The 17,564-nt window shown below is 51.0% G+C and carries 14 protein-coding genes; 8 read left to right on the top strand and 6 right to left on the bottom strand.

Going from position 1 to position 17,564, the window contains the following annotated elements; all coding sequences use genetic code 11:
- Nucleotides 1-823 precede the first annotated feature (823 nt).
- From RS889_RS22255 to RS889_RS22225, 7 genes are read left to right on the top strand one after another with little or no spacing between them, the layout of a single operon-like run.
- Nucleotides 824-2,248: a sigma-54-dependent transcriptional regulator gene (locus tag RS889_RS22255; protein ID WP_021013985.1), complete on the top strand. Its 1,425-nt coding sequence runs from the start codon at nucleotides 824-826 to the stop codon at nucleotides 2,246-2,248.
- 15 nt (nucleotides 2,249-2,263) lie between these two features.
- A complete protein-coding gene (locus RS889_RS22250; RefSeq protein ID WP_021013986.1) occupies nucleotides 2,264-2,746 on the top strand; it encodes an Hsp20/alpha crystallin family protein in 483 nt (160 codons plus the stop codon).
- Between the two features lie 7 nt (nucleotides 2,747-2,753).
- Complete coding sequence (locus tag RS889_RS22245) at nucleotides 2,754-4,916, top strand: CDC48 family AAA ATPase (RefSeq protein ID WP_021013987.1); 2,163 nt, start codon at nucleotides 2,754-2,756, stop codon at nucleotides 4,914-4,916.
- Nucleotides 4,913-5,701 (top strand): GvpL/GvpF family gas vesicle protein, encoded by a 789-nt coding sequence (locus RS889_RS22240; RefSeq protein ID WP_315708731.1) that lies wholly within the window; start codon nucleotides 4,913-4,915, stop codon nucleotides 5,699-5,701. The genes RS889_RS22245 and RS889_RS22240 overlap by 4 nt, the downstream gene beginning before the upstream one ends.
- The gene (locus RS889_RS22235; protein ID WP_315708730.1) at nucleotides 5,698-6,366 is read left to right on the top strand and encodes a GvpL/GvpF family gas vesicle protein; all 669 of its coding nucleotides are present in this window, start codon (nucleotides 5,698-5,700) and stop codon (nucleotides 6,364-6,366) included. The genes RS889_RS22240 and RS889_RS22235 overlap by 4 nt, the downstream gene beginning before the upstream one ends.
- A gap of 20 nt (nucleotides 6,367-6,386) precedes the next feature.
- On the top strand, nucleotides 6,387-7,847 hold the full coding sequence (locus RS889_RS22230; protein ID WP_021013990.1) for a PAS domain-containing sensor histidine kinase: 1,461 nt from the start codon (nucleotides 6,387-6,389) through the stop codon (nucleotides 7,845-7,847).
- 43 nt (nucleotides 7,848-7,890) lie between these two features.
- Nucleotides 7,891-8,232 (top strand): response regulator, encoded by a 342-nt coding sequence (locus RS889_RS22225; protein WP_315708728.1) that lies wholly within the window; start codon nucleotides 7,891-7,893, stop codon nucleotides 8,230-8,232.
- A gap of 127 nt (nucleotides 8,233-8,359) precedes the next feature.
- Here RS889_RS22225 and RS889_RS22220 read toward each other — a convergent pair whose 3' ends face one another.
- The 5 genes from RS889_RS22220 to RS889_RS22200 all read right to left on the bottom strand — a co-directional run bounded on the left by RS889_RS22220 (nucleotide 8,360) and on the right by RS889_RS22200 (nucleotide 15,078).
- On the bottom strand, nucleotides 8,360-9,835 hold the full coding sequence (locus RS889_RS22220; RefSeq protein ID WP_315708727.1) for an amidase: 1,476 nt from the start codon (nucleotides 9,833-9,835) through the stop codon (nucleotides 8,360-8,362).
- A gap of 65 nt (nucleotides 9,836-9,900) precedes the next feature.
- A complete protein-coding gene (locus RS889_RS22215; RefSeq protein ID WP_315708726.1) occupies nucleotides 9,901-11,571 on the bottom strand; it encodes a dipeptide ABC transporter ATP-binding protein in 1,671 nt (556 codons plus the stop codon).
- Nucleotides 11,572-11,594: 23 nt separating this feature from the next.
- Complete coding sequence (locus RS889_RS22210; RefSeq protein WP_315708725.1) at nucleotides 11,595-12,467, bottom strand: ABC transporter permease; 873 nt, start codon at nucleotides 12,465-12,467, stop codon at nucleotides 11,595-11,597.
- Between the two features lie 28 nt (nucleotides 12,468-12,495).
- Nucleotides 12,496-13,437 carry an ABC transporter permease gene (locus tag RS889_RS22205; protein WP_021013995.1) on the bottom strand — a complete coding sequence of 314 codons (942 nt, stop codon included), beginning with the start codon at nucleotides 13,435-13,437 and terminating at the stop codon, nucleotides 12,496-12,498.
- 18 nt (nucleotides 13,438-13,455) lie between these two features.
- Nucleotides 13,456-15,078 (bottom strand): ABC transporter substrate-binding protein, encoded by a 1,623-nt coding sequence (locus RS889_RS22200; RefSeq protein ID WP_315708724.1) that lies wholly within the window; start codon nucleotides 15,076-15,078, stop codon nucleotides 13,456-13,458.
- 229 nt (nucleotides 15,079-15,307) lie between these two features.
- On the opposite strand from RS889_RS22200, the gene RS889_RS22195 reads away from it, so the two are divergent.
- Entirely contained in the window at nucleotides 15,308-16,705 is a 1,398-nt protein-coding gene (locus RS889_RS22195) for an aminotransferase-like domain-containing protein (RefSeq protein ID WP_315708723.1), read from the top strand.
- 165 nt (nucleotides 16,706-16,870) lie between these two features.
- Here the strand turns inward: RS889_RS22195 and RS889_RS22190 are convergent, their stop codons facing one another.
- Nucleotides 16,871-17,203: a helix-turn-helix domain-containing protein gene (locus tag RS889_RS22190; RefSeq protein WP_021013998.1), complete on the bottom strand. Its 333-nt coding sequence runs from the start codon at nucleotides 17,201-17,203 to the stop codon at nucleotides 16,871-16,873.
- Between the last annotated feature and the right edge of the window lie 361 nt (nucleotides 17,204-17,564).

The following is a 17,564-nucleotide window of genomic DNA, read 5'->3' as shown; positions in this document are numbered from 1 at the left end:
TTCTTTTGTGTGAGGGGACTGATTAAAGGAAATGTGTCGCTTTTTTATTGTTATACAAATTTTAAATTATCATTAAAACTTAAATAATAAATATTGTAGTTTTTTGATCAAAAATTTCGAAATGATAAAGATATATACTGTATGCAGAGACATAGAAACATTGTAAAGCTTTTGATCGGTGTTTTCGCCATGAAGCGCTATTATTAAATAGCAATATTTTTCTTCAGGGGGTTACTTTAAATCCAGATGCAATGTAAATGTAATAAAAATGTAATTAATTGGTGTCTCTTCAGTTCGGTCTCGTATGGTCGATTACCAGAATTGATACTACATGTGACATCTGTAAACGATTTTTTTGCTAAAAAATAACGTTTTTATGTGATTTTGCGCATTTTTTACATCGGATTTCTACTGGTTACATTAGTTCAATGTCATAGAAATCGTGCGTCAAGGGATAAAATTAGCGGGATAATATTCTAATATTATTATCATAATCGGCAGATAGATGATGAAGTGTTATCTGTAACATCAGAATGAACTTATATCAGTTAACCAATTGATAGCTTTAAAATATTTGTTAATAAATAGAAATAATTGCTGCTTTTATTGTCATGAAATCGAAAAGGGAATTGTGTTATCTTAAAATTGAACTATAAATATGAGAGATGTTGTTCAATAATATTGGGTGTTAATTTTTAAAGAGAAATCAGGGCGGTTAATCGCTCTTTCTGCATCAAATGCATGCAAGGTAAAAGGGTGGTTTTTTCTCTTTCTGCATTGTTTAACTATTATTAAAAACAAAATAACCAATTGGATATAGTCGATGAAAAGTATTGATCCTGGCTATGTTTTAATAATTGATGACGACAAAGATATTTGTGACCTGCTATCACACTTGCTGGAAAAGGCTGGTTGTGAAACTCAGCAAGGTTACGATGGCGACATGGCAATAAAGTTGTTGTCTCAGCGTGAACCGGATGTACTGTTACTTGATAGTATTCTCCCTAAACACAGTGGCATGGAGGTGTTAGCCAATGCCCATGCTCTGTATCCGCAACTCCCCGTTATCATTATTACTGGCAATGTCGGCATTCTTAGCGCGGTTGGTGCTATCAAAGCTGGTGCATGGGATTACATTCCCAAGCCGTTTGATAACAAACGAGTATTAGATCTGGTGAATCGTGCGATGCAAATGCGTTGGGGTAACTACGATTCAAACTGCAAAGCCAGCAAGGATACTAAAACGCGTATCGCTGCCATGATGGGGAATAGCCGCGAGATTCAGTCGGTGATCAGAGATGTCGTCAACGTGGCTCATACGGATTTTTCTGTCGTTATTCAGGGTGAAACGGGAACTGGCAAAGAATTGGTTGCGAAAAACATCCATTTAGCCAGTCAGCATGCCACAGGGGTTTTTGTTCCCATTGATTGTGGCTCCATACCCGACTCGTTAATCGAAAATGAACTATTTGGTCATGAAAAAGGCTCGTACACCGGGGCTGATCAGGTTCATGCGGGTAAGTTTGAAGCGGCTGACGGCGGTACGTTATTCCTGGATGAAATCGCCAACATGTCTTTATCCGCACAGGCCAAGCTACTGCGTGTGCTACAAGAGCACGTTGTCTATCGTATTGGCGCGACTAAACCCATTCCTGTCAATGTGCGAGTCCTGGCTGCCAGCAATGATGATCTACTGGACGCGGTAGTTAAAGGGAAATTTCGCGAGGATCTCTATTACCGATTGAATGAGTATGTCATTCGGATTCCGCCGTTACGCAATCGGCACGAGGATATTCTGTTTTTGTCCAATCGGTTTATCGCCGAAACCAGTGTCGAATTGAACAAAACACCGCCTGATTTGTCCGTTGCGGCTAAAGAAACACTGTTACGTTATCCATGGCCGGGTAACGTGCGAGAGTTACGCGCTGTCATCCGCCGTGCTGTTTTGGTATCCGACAAAAGAGTAGGGGTTGATGATTTAGGCCTTGTCATCAAAGAAGATCACTTTCCGCAATCAACGAAAAATCCGTATCTGAGAACGATACAGAATTTCTGTCTGGAAGGTTCGTCTCTTAAAGAGATCACTCAACTCAATATTGATCAAATAGAGCGAATTATCATTCAAGACACATTAGAGAAAACAGGCAATAACAAGGCAGAAGCAGCGCGGCGTTTGAATATTGACTATAAAACGCTGCACTCTAAACTCAAAAAGATCAATGCAGCCGAGGTAAACAATCATGAGTAGTAAAAAAAAAATGATGTGACAGGGAATGTTGAAGGCATTTTGCGCGGTTTGGGCGATCTGGTGGAAAAATTGGTTGAAACCGGCGAACAGATAAAGCGTAGCGGTGCGTTCGATATTGACACGAACGACGGTAAGAATGCCAAAGCCGTGTATGGTTTCTCCATCAAGATGGGTTTGGATGGAAACCAGGAAAATCGGGTAGAACCTTTTGGCAACATACGCCGGGATGAGCAAACCGGGGAAGCTACGGTGCAGGAGGTGTCTGAACCGTTGGTTGATGTTATCGAAGAAAGTGATCATGTGCTGGTACTGGCAGAAATGCCGGGGGTCGCTGATGAAGATGTGCAAGTCGAATTGAATGGCGACATTCTGACGTTACACTCGGAAAGAGGCAGTAAAAAATATCATAAAGAAATCGTGTTGCCGTGCTCATTCGATGACAAGGCGATGGAACGGTCTTGCCGTAATGGCATTTTGGAAGTCAAATTAGGAAAATGAGGCAGTCATGTCTGAAGAACTCAAGCTCAAGGTCGCCGAGGCTCTGCCAAAGGATGCTGGGCGCGGTTATGCTCGCTTAGATCCGGCCGATATGGCCAGGTTAAATCTGGCTGTCGGTGACATAGTGCAGTTAACCAGTAAAAAAGGCACCGGGATTGCTAAATTGATGCCGACTTATCCCGATATGCGGAATAAAGGCATCGTACAACTGGATGGTTTGACGCGGCGTAATACCAGCCTGAGTTTAGATGAAAAAGTGCAGATTGAACCCGCTTCTTGCAAACACGCCACACAGATCGTCCTCATTCCCACCACGATTACGCCCAACCAACGTGACCTGGATTATATCGGTAGCCTGCTCGATGGGTTGCCCGTACAGAAAGGCGATCTGCTGCGCGCGCACCTGTTTGGCAGCCGTTCTGCTGATTTTAAAGTCGAAAGTACCATACCTGATGGTGCGGTACTGATTGATCCGACCACGACACTGGTGATTGGCAAATCAAATGCTGTCGGGAATTCGAGTCATAGCACACAACGTTTGTCGTATGAGGATGTTGGCGGCCTTAAAAACCAGGTGCGGCGTATTCGAGAAATGATCGAATTACCATTACGCTATCCTGAGGTCTTTGAACGTTTAGGTATAGATGCCCCCAAAGGTGTACTGCTCTCTGGTCCCCCGGGATGTGGTAAAACCCTCATCGCCCGCATTATTGCGCAAGAAACCGATGCGCAATTTTTCACCATCAGCGGCCCGGAAATTGTGCATAAGTTTTATGGTGAAAGTGAAGCCCACTTACGCAAAATTTTTGAGGAAGCCGGACGCAAAGGGCCAAGTATCATTTTTCTGGATGAAATTGACTCTATTGCACCACACCGCGACAAGGTCGTCGGTGATGTAGAAAAACGTATCGTTGCGCAACTGCTCGCATTAATGGATGGTCTCAAGAATCGAGGCAAAGTCATTGTCATTGCCGCGACCAATCTACCTAATGCGATTGATCCCGCGTTGCGCCGTCCGGGACGCTTTGACCGTGAAATCAGCATTCCTATTCCAGACCGTGAAGGTCGCCGCGAGATTATCGAAATTCATAGCACGGGAATGCCGCTGAATGCTGATGTCGATCTGAACGTGCTTGCCGATATCACTCACGGTTTTGTCGGTGCCGATCTGGAAGCGTTATGCCGTGAAGCCGCGATGAGTGCGTTACGCCGTTTACTGCCTGAAATCGATTTCAGTTCGGCGGAGCTACCTTATGATCGTCTGGCCGAATTAACGGTGATGATGGATGATTTTCGTGCCGCCTTGTGTGAAGTATCACCGTCAGCGATTCGTGAGCTGTTCGTCGATATTCCCGATGTGCGTTGGGAAGATGTCGGCGGTTTGGATGACGTACGCCGTCGATTGATCGAATCCGTCGAGTGGCCTATCAAGTACCCTGAGCTCTATGAACAAGCGGGTGTTAAGCCGCCTAAAGGTCTGCTGTTAGCTGGGCCTCCCGGCGTTGGGAAAACGCTGATCGCCAAAGCCGTTGCTAATGAAAGTGGCGTTAATGTCATTTCAGTTAAAGGTCCGGCGCTGATGTCGCGTTATGTCGGTGATTCGGAAAAAGGTGTCCGAGAGCTGTTTCTCAAAGCTCGTCAGGCTGCGCCCTGCATTATTTTCCTTGATGAAGTCGATTCTGTGATTCCTGCCCGTAACGAGGGCGCTATCGACTCACATGTCGCAGAACGGGTGTTGAGCCAATTCTTATCTGAAATGGATGGGCTGGAAGAACTCAAAGGTGTTTTCGTTATGGGGGCGACCAATCGTGCGGACTTGATCGATCCCGCGATGCTGCGACCAGGACGTTTTGACGAAATCATCGAATTGGGCCTGCCCGACGAGGACGCCCGTCGGCAGATTCTGGCGGTGCATTTACGTAATAAACCGTTGGGTGACAATATTCATGCCGACGATTTGGCAGAACGTTGTGATGGTGCCAGCGGTGCAGAATTGGCCGCGGTGTGTAATCGTGCCGCATTAGCGGCATTGCGTCGTGCAATCCAGCAGTCTGAAGAAGCTGTTCTGAGCCCGTCAACGGTAGGAGAAACCCCTGTGGCGCTGACGGTACGCATTGAACAGCATGATTTTGCTGAAGTGATTGCCGAAATGTTTGGCGATGATGCATGACGATGAACACAGAAGCACAGACTGAGCAGGCCATTTATCTGTATGGCCTGACGTTGCCCGATTTAGCCGCGCCGCCAATTTTGGGCGTTGATAATCAGCATCCGATTAATATACATCAATGTGCCGGATTGAATGCGGTGATTAGCCCAGTGGCACTCTCCGATTTCACGGGTGAAAAGGGTGAAGACAATGTACAGAATGTCACTTGGCTAACGCCGCGTATTTGTCGGCATGCGCAGATTATTGACAGCCTGATGGCCCAAGGTCCGGTCTATCCTTTGCCCTTCGGCACGCTGTTTTCCAGTCAGAACGCGTTGGAACAGGAAATGAAAAGCCGCGCTACTGACGTGTTTGTGTCGCTACGTCGCATAACCGGCTGTCAGGAATGGGCACTGGAAGCGACACTGGATCGTAAACAGGCCGTTGACGTTTTATTCACCGAAGGTCTGGACTCCGGTCGCTTTTGCCTACCCGAAGCCATAGGCCGCCGCCATTTGGAAGAGCAGAAATTACGCCGCAGGTTAACCACTGAGTTGAGTGACTGGTTGGCACATGCTTTGACTGCCATGCAGAACGAATTACATCCTTTGGTCCGTGATTTCCGTTCACGTCGGTTGTTGGACGATAAAATTTTGCATTGGGCGTATTTACTCCCGGTGGAGGACGTTGCCGCGTTTCAACAGCAGGTTGCTGACATTGTTGAACGCTATGAAGCTTACGGTTTTAGTTTTCGCGTGACAGGTCCGTGGGCAGCCTACAGTTTTTGCCAACCTGACGAATCATGAGCTTACTACTGTACGGCATTGTTGCCGAGGATACTCAACTGACGCTTGAACCAGACGGTTCGCCGCACGCCGGTGAAGAGCCGATGCAGCTTGTTAAAGCGGCAACGTTGGCGGCGCTGGTCAAGCCTTGTGAAGCAGAAGTTAGTCGCGAGCCCGCGGCAGCGTTGGCTTTTGGCCAACAGATAATGCATGTTCATCAACAGACCACGATTATTCCGATTCGTTATGGTTGTGTGTTGGCAGATGAAGATGCGGTAACACAGCATTTACTCAACCATGAGGCACATTATCAAACGCAATTGGTTGAGCTGGAAAATTGTGACGAAATGGGTATTCGGTTATCCCTGGCGTCGGCTGAGGATAATGCTGTTACTACGCCGCAAGCGAGTGGTCTGGACTATTTGCGGAGTCGAAAACTCGCTTATGCCGTACCTGAACACGCTGAACGGCAGGCTGCACTACTGAATAATGCGTTTACGGGGTTGTATCGCCGACACTGCGCGGAAATCAGTATGTTTAATGGTCAGCGGACTTACCTGTTGAGCTATCTGGTGCCACGAACCGGGTTACAGGCGTTTCGCGACCAATTTAATACTCTGGCCGACAACATGACGGATATAGGGGTTATCAGTGGGCCTTGGCCTCCCTATAACTTCGCCAGCTAATTTGTTAACGACAGGCTACCATGTCAGATAATCCTTTTGAACAGCAGTCAGAAAACCACTTTGAACTTCTTTACAACATGCTATTGGATGCAATTCCTTCTTCCGTGTTAATGGTGGATGAGAAACTGCATGTGGTTTCAGTCAATCAGAATTTTTTAATCAAAGGTCATCGCGGCAACCCGGATACCATTGGTCGCCCGTTATCGGACGTCTTTCCGAGCGTCATTTTGGAAAATACGGGTCTTGAAGCACATATCCGGGATGTATTCCGTAGCGGATTACCCGTTAATGGTCAGAAAATGACCTACCGTGCGCCAGGCGTACCGATTCGGATTTATTACTATTCTATTCTACCCATCCCCATTAACCAGATTATGCTGTTCATGGAGGATGTCACCGAGCAGGTTCGCCTGTCTGAAGAAGTCCATCGAGTAGAACGGCACCTCGCTTCAGTTGTAGAAAACGCCAGCGACATTGTTCTTTCGACCGATATCGAAGGATGCATATTGACGTGGAATTCAGCGGCGGAAAAGCTGTCAGGTTTACCCACGCATGAAGTCTATGGGCGATACTTTTTTGAGTTCTGCGATACCAACCAAAAGGAGGCGGTGCGTCTGATTTTCATGCGTATGAAGAACAGCAATGAATCACATACGACTGAATTTCATTTATTAACGCCTAACAATGGTGGCAGCATATTGATTTCATGGGTATTTTCACCAATGAAGGATGACTATGGGCAAACGGTGGGCACCGTAGTTGTCGGTCGTGATTTGGCTGAACGTCGGAAATTGGAACTGCAATTACGTCAATCACAGAAGTTGACCGCGTTGGGCGTCATGGCGGGCGGTATCGCTCATGAAATTCGTAATCCTCTTGCTGTTTGTTCTTCAGCGGCGCAATTTTTGCTGGAAGACGAGATTACGGCTGAATTTCATAAAGAGTGTTCAAGAAAAATACAGACTAACATTCAAAAAGCCTCGGCCATCATTGAGAATTTACTCCGTTTTGCCCGTTCTTCCCTCGATACCGAAATGGTAGAGGTCAATCTGATCACGGTGCTGAAAGAAACTATCGACCTGATCGCCAACCAGGCCAAAGTGCAGAAAATTCAGATCCTGTTGCCGTTGCAAAAAGGAAATATATTGGTGTCAGGTGTGTCGGGCTTACTGCAACAGGTGTTCATGAATATTTTTCTTAATGCCATTAATGCGATGCCGGAAGGCGGTGTGTTAAGTATTGCGGTAGAGACCTTTGAAGACCGGGTTATTGTGCGTATTTCTGATACTGGCGTAGGCATTCCCGCCGGCGAGTTGGATAAAATTTTCGATCCGTTCCACACGTCTTCACCCGTAGGTCAAGGTACTGGTTTGGGTTTGTCCATTTGTTACAGCATTATCCAACAGCACCTTGGTTCCATACAGGCAGAGAGTTGTCTGGGTGAAGGTTCCACTATTATTGTTACCTTACCTATACTCTAAAATGATGAACGCACCCATTCTGATAGTTGATGATGAGCCTGACATGTGTTGGGCTATTTCCCATATTATTCAATCACAAGGCATGAGTGTCATTACCGCTTACAGTGGGGAAGATGCTTGCGTTAAGCTGATGACCGGCAATTTTTCCTTTGTGTTTTTAGATGCCAAGTTACCGGATATGGACGGTCTGGAAGTGGCGCGTCGGGCCAGTACCTTGCTAGAGCGAAGACCGCGTGTAGTGCTGGTTTCCGGTTATCACTATTATGATGATCCGGTTATTCGCCATGCCATCGTTGAAGGCATTATCTGCGGTTTTCTGGCGAAGCCTTTTACCAATAAAGAGCTGCTGAAAACATTACAGACACTATCACAGCCGAGCGAGTAGTTGCGTCGCTAGCTTAATCAACGCTCTGCTTCTTCGGGGGGAATTACTGACACGCTGCACCTTAAAACGGGCATTATGACGATAGTGCTCGTTTTAAGGTGCAAATGGTGTTTTATCGTTAGCGTCGTTATTGAGTCACATGCACAGCAGGCCGTGCATTTTTGAGGAAATATCCCCCCAACGCACGTTCTAATTGTGCCGCCAATTGCAATAACACGCCGTCATTGGCCTGACGGGTCTGGAAATGCATTCCGAGTGGTACACCTGACTGCTGCCAGGCCAGCGGGATAGAGATGCCGGGCGTACCCGTGAGGCTGGCGAGCGGTGTATAGGAGAAGATATCCCACAGATCATAGAACCAGCCAAGCATATCGGGGTTATCGCTCAGTGTGAGGTATTTTGTCTCGCCCATCAACGGCGTCGGTTTTGAGAAGGTCGGCGTCAAAATGATATCCCACTGTTCATAGAAGCGACCCAGCGTGCGCGATGTGCTATTGAACACATCCTGCATTTTCCAGCGTTCGCTGTAGGACATATCAATTCCTTTCTGCCAGATCTTGATGTTGATCGGTTCAACCAGATCCTCAGGCGGTGCGGAAAGTCCTTTTTTCTCCAGCAATCGCTGGATAAATTGGGCAAAGTTACTGATATAACAGGCGGTCTGTGCCCGGAACGCCGCATCGAAATCAATATCGGGCGTCACCCATTCCACCTGATGCCCCAGTTCCTGTAACAATGCCACCGTACGTTCCAGTTCGCTGACAAAATGCGGATCGGCGCTATACTGCCCCCATTGGTGGGACACCGCGATACGCAGTGAGGCCGGATCCCTTTTAATCATTTCGGTATAAGGTTCGTCGCTCTTCCAGTAGGGCATAAATTCTCCCGGCGCCCCTCCGCGGCAACTGTCGATAAACAGGGCCGAATCTCTGACGGTGCGGCTGATACAGCCTTGTGTCGAGACGTAGCCGGTAATGTCAGATAGCCCCGGAGCAATAGAAAAAACACCACGGGTGCTTTTAAGGCCAATCAACCCATGAGAACCGGCAGGAATACGAATCGAACCACCGCCATCGGTGGCATGGGCAAGGGGAACGATACCCGACGCGACCGATGCAGCTGCGCCAGCGGAAGAACCAAAGGTCGTATAGTTGGGGTTCCAGGGATTATGCGTGACATAAATATCAGGATTTTCCGCTGAACCACAGACGCCGAATTCTGGCGCGGTGGTGCGCCCGATGATATTCAACCCGGCATCGCGGATCTTTGTTGTAAGAAAGGCGTCTTCAGTTGATCTGTTACCCTTGAGAAATTTTGAGCCCTGTTCTTGCAGGCGTCCCTTTACCCCGGGTCCGAGATCTTTTATCAAAAAAGGCACGCCACGAAACGGGCCATCAAGCCGGGTGCCGCCGGTTTCCGGCACGGTGATAGCATCATCGAACAGCTCTATAACAGCACTAATGTGAGAATTGACGTGAGCCGTAGCTTGCGCCGTCTGCTGCGCCAACTCCGCCGGCATGACATCCCCTTTTTTCACCAACGCTACCATTGCGGTCGCATCACATGCGGCCCATTCATCCCAGCTCATTACGGTCTTTATCATTACAGTATCCTGTACATGCCAAATTGAACGTTTTTGTTTCACTCAATACAGTGGGAAATAAGAGGTTAAGGTGTCGACGGCGCCTCCCAACGCGGCATGGCTTGCAGCAGACTGCGTGTATACGCCTGCTGTGGCGCAGCAAACAGTTCAGCAGTCGGCCCTTGTTCGATAATTTCTCCCCGTTGCATCACAATCAGCCGATCGCACAAACGGGCGGCAACACGCAGATCATGCGTGACAAACACTATCCCCAGCCCCAAATCGCGCTGGATCTCTTCCAGCAACGCGAGGATCTGTTGCTGCACTGAGACATCCAACGCAGATACCGCTTCGTCTGCTATCAGCACCCGTGGTTGACACGCCAGTGCGCGGGCAATGGCCAATCGCTGACGCTGACCACCAGAAAACTGGCGCGGATAGCGAGATAACGCATCGCGCGGCAACCGCACCCGAGCCATCAAGGTTTCCGCCAGTTCCCACGCACTCTCTCGGCTCATACCGAAGTTGATGGCCCCTTCGCAGATTGATGAGCCTACGGTGCGGCGGGGGTTGAAGGAACGGTTAGGATCCTGGAACACCATCTGCACCCGAGAACGCAGTGACCACAATTGGCGCTCCGGGCAAGATTGCACCTCTTTCTCTCCCCAGCGAATTACCCCCGCCGAGGGATCAATTAACCGCATCAGGCAGCGTGCAAAGGTAGACTTACCAGAACCGGACTCACCGACGACACCCACAGTTTCCCCATAGTAGACCGCCAGGCTGGCATCGTGCAGGGCCGCGACACTCTGGCTACGTCCTAACAGCGTGCGGCGGGCGTAGCTTTTTGCCACCGACTCGGCACTTAACAGCGGCTGCCCACGCTGTTTGTCGCCTGTGCGACGCGGCACGCCATCAGGCACACAGTTGAGCAGCATCCGAGTGTAGGAGTGGACCGGTTGGCGCAGCACCTGCATGGCATCTCCCTGCTCGATCACCCGCCCCAAATGCATTACCAGCACCGTGTCGGCAATCTCCGCCACCACGCCCATGTCATGGGTGATAAATAACACTGCACAGCCGTTCTTCTGCTGTAGTTCGTGGATTAGTCCGAGAATTTCTTTCTGAGTGGTGACGTCAAGCGCGGTGGTGGGTTCGTCGCAAATCAACAGACGCGGTCGCAGGATCACCGCCATCGCGATCACGATGCGCTGGCGCTGGCCACCGGAGAGCTGATGCGGGTAGCTGTGGTAGATGCGTTTAGGATCGGGTAATTGCACCTGGGCAAATATCGCCAGAATGGCGGTGAGACGCTCATTGCGCGATAACCGGCTGTGCGCACGTAACATCTCATCCAGTTGTTTGCCACAGGTGACCACCGGATTGAGTGCGGTCATGGGTTCCTGAAACACCATACCGATCTGCTCGCCGCGTAATGCTTTTAGCACGGACGATGCCGCATAACGTCCTTGATCCAGCAGCAGGGTATCCCCCAACTGCACCGTGCCCTGCTGCACAGTCAGTTCAGCGTCCAGCAGGCCCATCAGCGTCATAGCCAGCACTGATTTGCCGGAACCTGACTCCCCCACCACGCACAGGGTTTGTCCCGACCACAGCGTTAAAGACAGATCTTCAATCGCATCAGCGCGATCCGCGCCAGAGGGCAGTGCCACCTGCAAGCTGTCGATCGTCAGCAGCGCCGGATCAGCTTTTGGCGTTAGTCGGGGGTCAAAATCGAGTGTGGATACGGCAGACATGGTTACCTCCGAATGACCGGCCATCAGGCACGCCGGGCGAATTTAGGATCAAATACGTCACGCAGGCCATCGCCCAATAGATTAAATGCCAGTACCGCTGGTACCAGAAACAGCGCCGGAAACAGTACATTGCCGGGATCCTGAGCGAATTGGATACGTCCTTCCGACATGATGTTGCCCCAGGTAGGAATGTTCGCCGGTAGCCCCAGCCCGAGGAAACTCAGGATCGCTTCGGTCATAATGGCCGAGGCGGCGATAAAGGTGCCCTGTACCAGGAGCGGCGCCAGCGAGTTGGGCAGGATGTCGCGCCAGAGAATGGTGATGGATGGGGTAGCCATAATTCTGGCGGCTTCCACAAAAGGTTCGTCACGTAGGCTAACTACCAGTGAACGTACCAGTCGGGCCACTCGCGGTACTTCCGGGACGGCGATTGCCAGCACCACGGTGGGCAGGCTGGCGCCTAACATCGCTACCAGAGTAATCGCCAGCAGTACGGAGGGAATCGCCATCAGCCCATCGACAATGCGCATCAGCACCATATCCAGCCGACGGTAATAGCCGGCCAGCATCCCTATCAGACTACCGCCCACCACCGCCAGCAAGGCTGTAGAAACCCCCACCAGCAGAGAGATGCGCGTACCAAACAGTACCCGGCTCCAGATATCGCGCCCCATGCTATCGCTGCCCATCAGAAAAAGATGGGGGATAGTGCTGCCATCCGCCAATGTCACGTCTCCACGCGTACCGGCCGCCACGGAAATAAAGTTATAATCCATGAGGGAGGGATCGAAGGTGCCAAGCATCGGTGCCAATCCGCCAAAGCATAACAACAATATCAGTACCAGCCCTCCCCAGCGGACCGACAGGTTACGCCACAGCGTTGTCAGTATATTCATTGCTTAGCCTCCTATATCAATCAACGCGTCAATAGCGAATGCGCGGATCGAGCACCAGATAACTGATATCCACCACCATATTCACCACCATATAGGCCAGCGCAAAAAACAGCACTACCCCTTGCAGCACCGGAAAATCACGGTTGAGCACCGCGTCCACGGTCAACTGCCCCAAGCCAGGCACGGCGAACACCGTTTCGGTGACCACCACGCCACCCAGTAATAGCGCCGCACTGATGCCGATAACCGTCGCCACTGGTACAGCCGCATTGCGCAAGGCATGAGCAGTAACCACCTGCCACTCGTCGATGCCTTTGGCGCGAGCAGTACGGATATAATCTTCAGTGAGCGCCTCGCTAACCGCAGCGCGCGTCATTCGCGCGAGCAGCGCCACGTAGGTGATGGACAGAGACAGACATGGCAGGATCAGATGACGTAGCCAGTCCCAGAAACCTGCCGACAGCGGTTGGTAACCCTGTACGGGTAGCAAAGTGGTTTTTACGGACAGGAAATAGATCAGCACGTAACCGATAACGAACACCGGAATGGAAAAACCGGCCACGGAAAACGCCATCACCGCCCGATCCAGCCAGCCTCCCATGTGGCTGGCCGCCAGTGTGCCCAACGGCACGGCAATCACCACGGTCAACACCAGCGTCAACAACGTCAGGGATAGCGTTGGTCCCAACCGCTGTTCGATCAGCTCGCTTACCGGCGTGTTGAGGAAAAAGGAGTAACCCAGGTCACCGCTCAGCATATGTTGGCACCAGATGCCAAACTGCTGCCAGAGCGGCAAGGTCAACCCCAACTGGGTACGAATGCGTGCCAAATCATCACTGCTGGCGCCGTTGCCGCCGATGATGGCCGCCGGGTCGCCAGGGGTTAGTCGCACAATCATGAACACGATCACTGCTACTATCATCAGCACTGGGATCATGCCTAACAGCCGTTTTGCGATAAACACTAGCATAGCCACCTCCCGTCCGGCTTATTTGGCGCTCTTGCGGATATTCCAGTACACCTGTGCCCCGGCAGGTACGATGCCGCTGACGGAATCACGCACCGCAGCCGGAATCATGTACTGTCCCAACGGCACATGGGTAACGATCTGATAGGCGTAACTCTGGATCTCATGGGCGAGTTGCTGCTTCTGTGCATTGTCAGTAGCCGCCGCGAAGCGGGCTTTCAGTTCCTCCAGATGTGGGTCGTTTTGCCAGCCGAACCATCCTTTATCGCCAGTGGCGTTCAGCATGGCGTTATTCAGCGGGTTCTGTACATCTTCCGCGCCCCAGGCACTGATAAAGGCATTCCATCCACCGGCGTTGGGCGCGTCTTTCTTCGCCCGCCGCGACACCAGGCTCGGCCAGTCCATATTCATCACCTGCACTTTGAATCCGGCCTGTTGCAGCATTTGCTGGGCGACCAGCGGCAGTTTGCCGATGGTTGTATTGTCGGTTGGGCGCAGCAGCACGATGGGTTCGCCTTTGTAGCTAGACTGTTTCAGCAGCGCTCTGGCCTTCACCAGGTCAGCTTTACCCGTGAAAACCGGGCCGGGATCGGAGGCATATGGCGTGCCACAAGGGAACAGGCTGGCACAGGTGCGATAGTATTTAGGCTGCCCCACCTGGGTGCGCAGCATCGGCTCCTGCCCGAGCGCCCACATCGCTGCCTGACGCACCTTTACGTCATTGAACGGTGGCTGAATGAAGTTGAAACGGAACATAAACTGAAAACCGTTAGGCTGCGCATTGACCAGCCGCACATGAGGTGTTTTGGCGAGTGTAGGGAGTTGTTCGAAGGCAGGTTGCTCCAGTATGTCCACCTCATTGGCCAACAGCGCATTCATTTGTGTTTGTGGATCGCGGATGATTTTCCATTCCACTTCATCGACAAATACCCGTTTGCCCCCGGCGGTACCGGATGGCGGCTCACTGCGTGGATGGTAAGCCGTATTCTTGCGGAACCAGAGGCTTTCGCCCGGTCGAAAACGATCCGCTTCGAACACATAGGGGCCAGAGCCGACAATCTCCTTGATCGGCGTATCTGCCGGGGTATCGGCAATGCGTTTCGGCATGATGAACGGCACGTTCGATGATGGTTTTCCCAGTGCTTCCAGCACCGGCCCAAACGGAGTGCGGAACACCAGCTTGAAGGTCTTATCATCTACCGCTTCTGCATGGTCCAGCGCCCCAGCCATCAGGCCGCCTAATGTATCTCGCGCCATCCAACGCTTCAGCGAAGCGATAACATCGGCGCTGGTCACCGGCGCGCCATCGCTAAACGCCAGCCCATCGCGCAGCGTGAAGGTCCAGGTTTTTTTGTCATCGCTCACTTGCCAGCTTTGCACCATCTGCGGCTGAATCTTGCCTTTGGCGTCGGTACCAAACAACGTATCAAACACCATATAACCGAAGTTGCGACTGGAGTAGGCGGTGGTCCATATCGGATCCAGTACAGTGATATTGGACGCGGGCACAATGCGCAGGGTGTTGGCAATGGCGGGTGCAGCGGAAAACCAGTGCATGACGGCGAGAGAAAATGCGCCAATCAACGGCAAATGGCGCCGGACACGGAGAGGGAAAATCGCAGGGAATACACTGTCATGCTTCATTGCCATGTCCTCATGTTGTCTAGTAAACGAATACGCTATTTGCATTGATGCTTATTCGGAGCCAGTATAAGAGTCGACGCACTAGGCACATATATACAGTGGAAATAAAATATTTAATAACAGTGTGTTAGCCTTGCACTCTCAATATGCAATTAATTAAAAACTCATCATCGCAGTGCATTTATTGCACCAATAGAGAACAAAAAACAATCAAGTGAGGGCGGCGTTAATGGGGCTTCTGGACACCACATCGACACAGCCACTGGTCAGACAGATCGTTGACCGTATCGCGGGGCAGATTGCCAAAAGACAGCTGGTGCCCGGCAGCAAGCTACCTTCCATCCGCCAGCAGGCGCGGTTTTTCAGTGTCAGTGTGATGACTGTGACCAATGCATACAGTCGGTTGGTGGCGGAAGGGTTTCTTACGGCGCAGGCGGGGCGGGGATACTTTGTCAGCGCGTCGCTACCGCGCGGGGTGGGCGAAGCTGAACCGGGCAGCGGCGTCAAGGTGGATCGACTCTGGCTGATCCAGCGTGCATATGAAGAAGATAATGCGTTACTGAAAGCGGGTTGCGGCTGGATCCATCCGCAATGGCTGTACGGTGACGGAGTGCGTCAGGCGTTAACCCGGCTGGCGCGCAACAAAACCCACGGTTTGACGCAGTACGCCTCACCGCAGGGGCTGTTGCCGCTACGCCAACAGTTAGAGCAGGTACTGGCCCGGCGGGACATCCATGTACCGGCTCGTCAAATCATGACCACCTCTGGTGCCACTCAGGCACAAGTTCTGCTGGTCCACTGCCTGACACGTGCCGGGGATACCGTGTTCGTGGATTCCCCAGGCAACAGCACCTTTTTTATTCAATTGCGCGCTTTTGGCCTGAACCTGGTCGGTATACAACGACGGCCTGATGGTTACGATCTGTCAGAACTGGAGCGGCAGTTACGCCAGCATCGTCCTAAACTGTTTTTCACTACCAGTCAGCTCCATAACCCCACCGGCACTTCGCTCAATTCGACCATGGTCAGCCGGCTGCTACACCTGGCGCAGACCTACGATTTCACTCTGGTGGAAAATGACATTATGGCCGGGCTGGCGCCATTAGGCACAACCACGCTGGCCAGTCAGGATCAGTTGCGGCGGGTGTGCTATATCGGCAGTTTCTCGAAAACCCTGTCGCCGGAACTGCGCGCTGGGTTTATCGCCTGCGACGAAACGCTCAATGAAAAACTGATGCTCTACAAGATGATACACGGGCTCACTACCTCGGAACTCACCGAGATGCTGCTGTGGTCAATGCTGACGGAAAAAGGCCTGGGCCCGCACCTCGGAAGACTCGCGGCCCGCCTGGCAGACGCGCAGCAGGCGGTATGCGACCGGTTTGAGGCCATTGGCCTTCATCTGTTCCATCGTCCCACTGGCGGCCCTTTTCTCTGGGCCCGTTTGCCGCGAGAGGTTGATCTGCTGGCGATGACCCGCACCGCCGCCGAGCATGGCATTCTGCTGGCGCCGGGCCACTTGTTTCACGTTGAGCCCTGTCAGGAACCCTGGTTGCGCTTCAACGTCTCCTATTGCCATCGCCCCGAGGTGTATGACTTTTTATCGCGGTATATTGAAGAAGGTTGATAGACGTTGTTTTATAACCGTTTATTGTGATCTGGTTGCCGGTAACGCGTGATTTATGAGCTTCGCAACCCTTCGGGCCATAGAGAATCTCCAGTGTTTGGAGCACGAGAAAATTCTACTGATGAATGCGCTGCTTTTTCGGAGGGATTACCAGGGAAACCATCCTTAGCGACGCTGTTCAACCCGGCTTTTTATCAGCGCCAGAATCTCGGGTTTTTCCTCTGGCGATAAGGCCTGAAATGCCAGTATCAGTTCGGCCAGTTCATCATCGGCGGTATAAAAATAAGCTAATGGCACTTGCAGCACCTCTGCCAGCAGTTGAATCGTCTCAATATTGGCCTGATGTATACCTCTCTCATAGCGATTGATGCGCGTACTGGCGACAAACTCATCTATCCCGGCGTCAATACCAAGCTGTTTTTGCGAGAGTCCTTTGGTATTACGCGCCTGCTTAAGCCGTTGACAGAAAATGTCATGATAATTAGGTTTTGGTTTCATAACTACGATAATCGTAGTTTTTGCTTGAGCCAGATACTACGAATAACGTAGTCTTGTCATTCGGATACAAATAACAATGCCCTGAAAACAGGGCATTATGACATTCAGTGGCGGAGGGCGGAATTATTCGATATTCTGAATCTGCTCATTGAGTAGCGGCCTAGACCTTAACAAACTCAATAAGTTATCGAAAAGAAACCGTTCAAAAATGCCTGTTTGCCCACCAAACTGCCCACCACTTGCCTATGGCTTTTACTAAATCTTAGTGGCGCTTCTTAGTTATGAGTACGGAAAAACAGTGCCGTTTTCACGCTGCTGTTAGAGGTAGAAAATAGCAGTTTTGAAAGGCTTTATCGAGTAA

Origin of the sequence: Brenneria uluponensis, from assembly GCF_032395385.1 — a bacterium.
GTDB classification, from domain to species: domain Bacteria; phylum Pseudomonadota; class Gammaproteobacteria; order Enterobacterales; family Enterobacteriaceae; genus Prodigiosinella; species Prodigiosinella aquatilis.
Note: the sequence above shows the minus strand (reverse complement) of the source record. Positions and strands in the feature narration are given on the sequence as shown.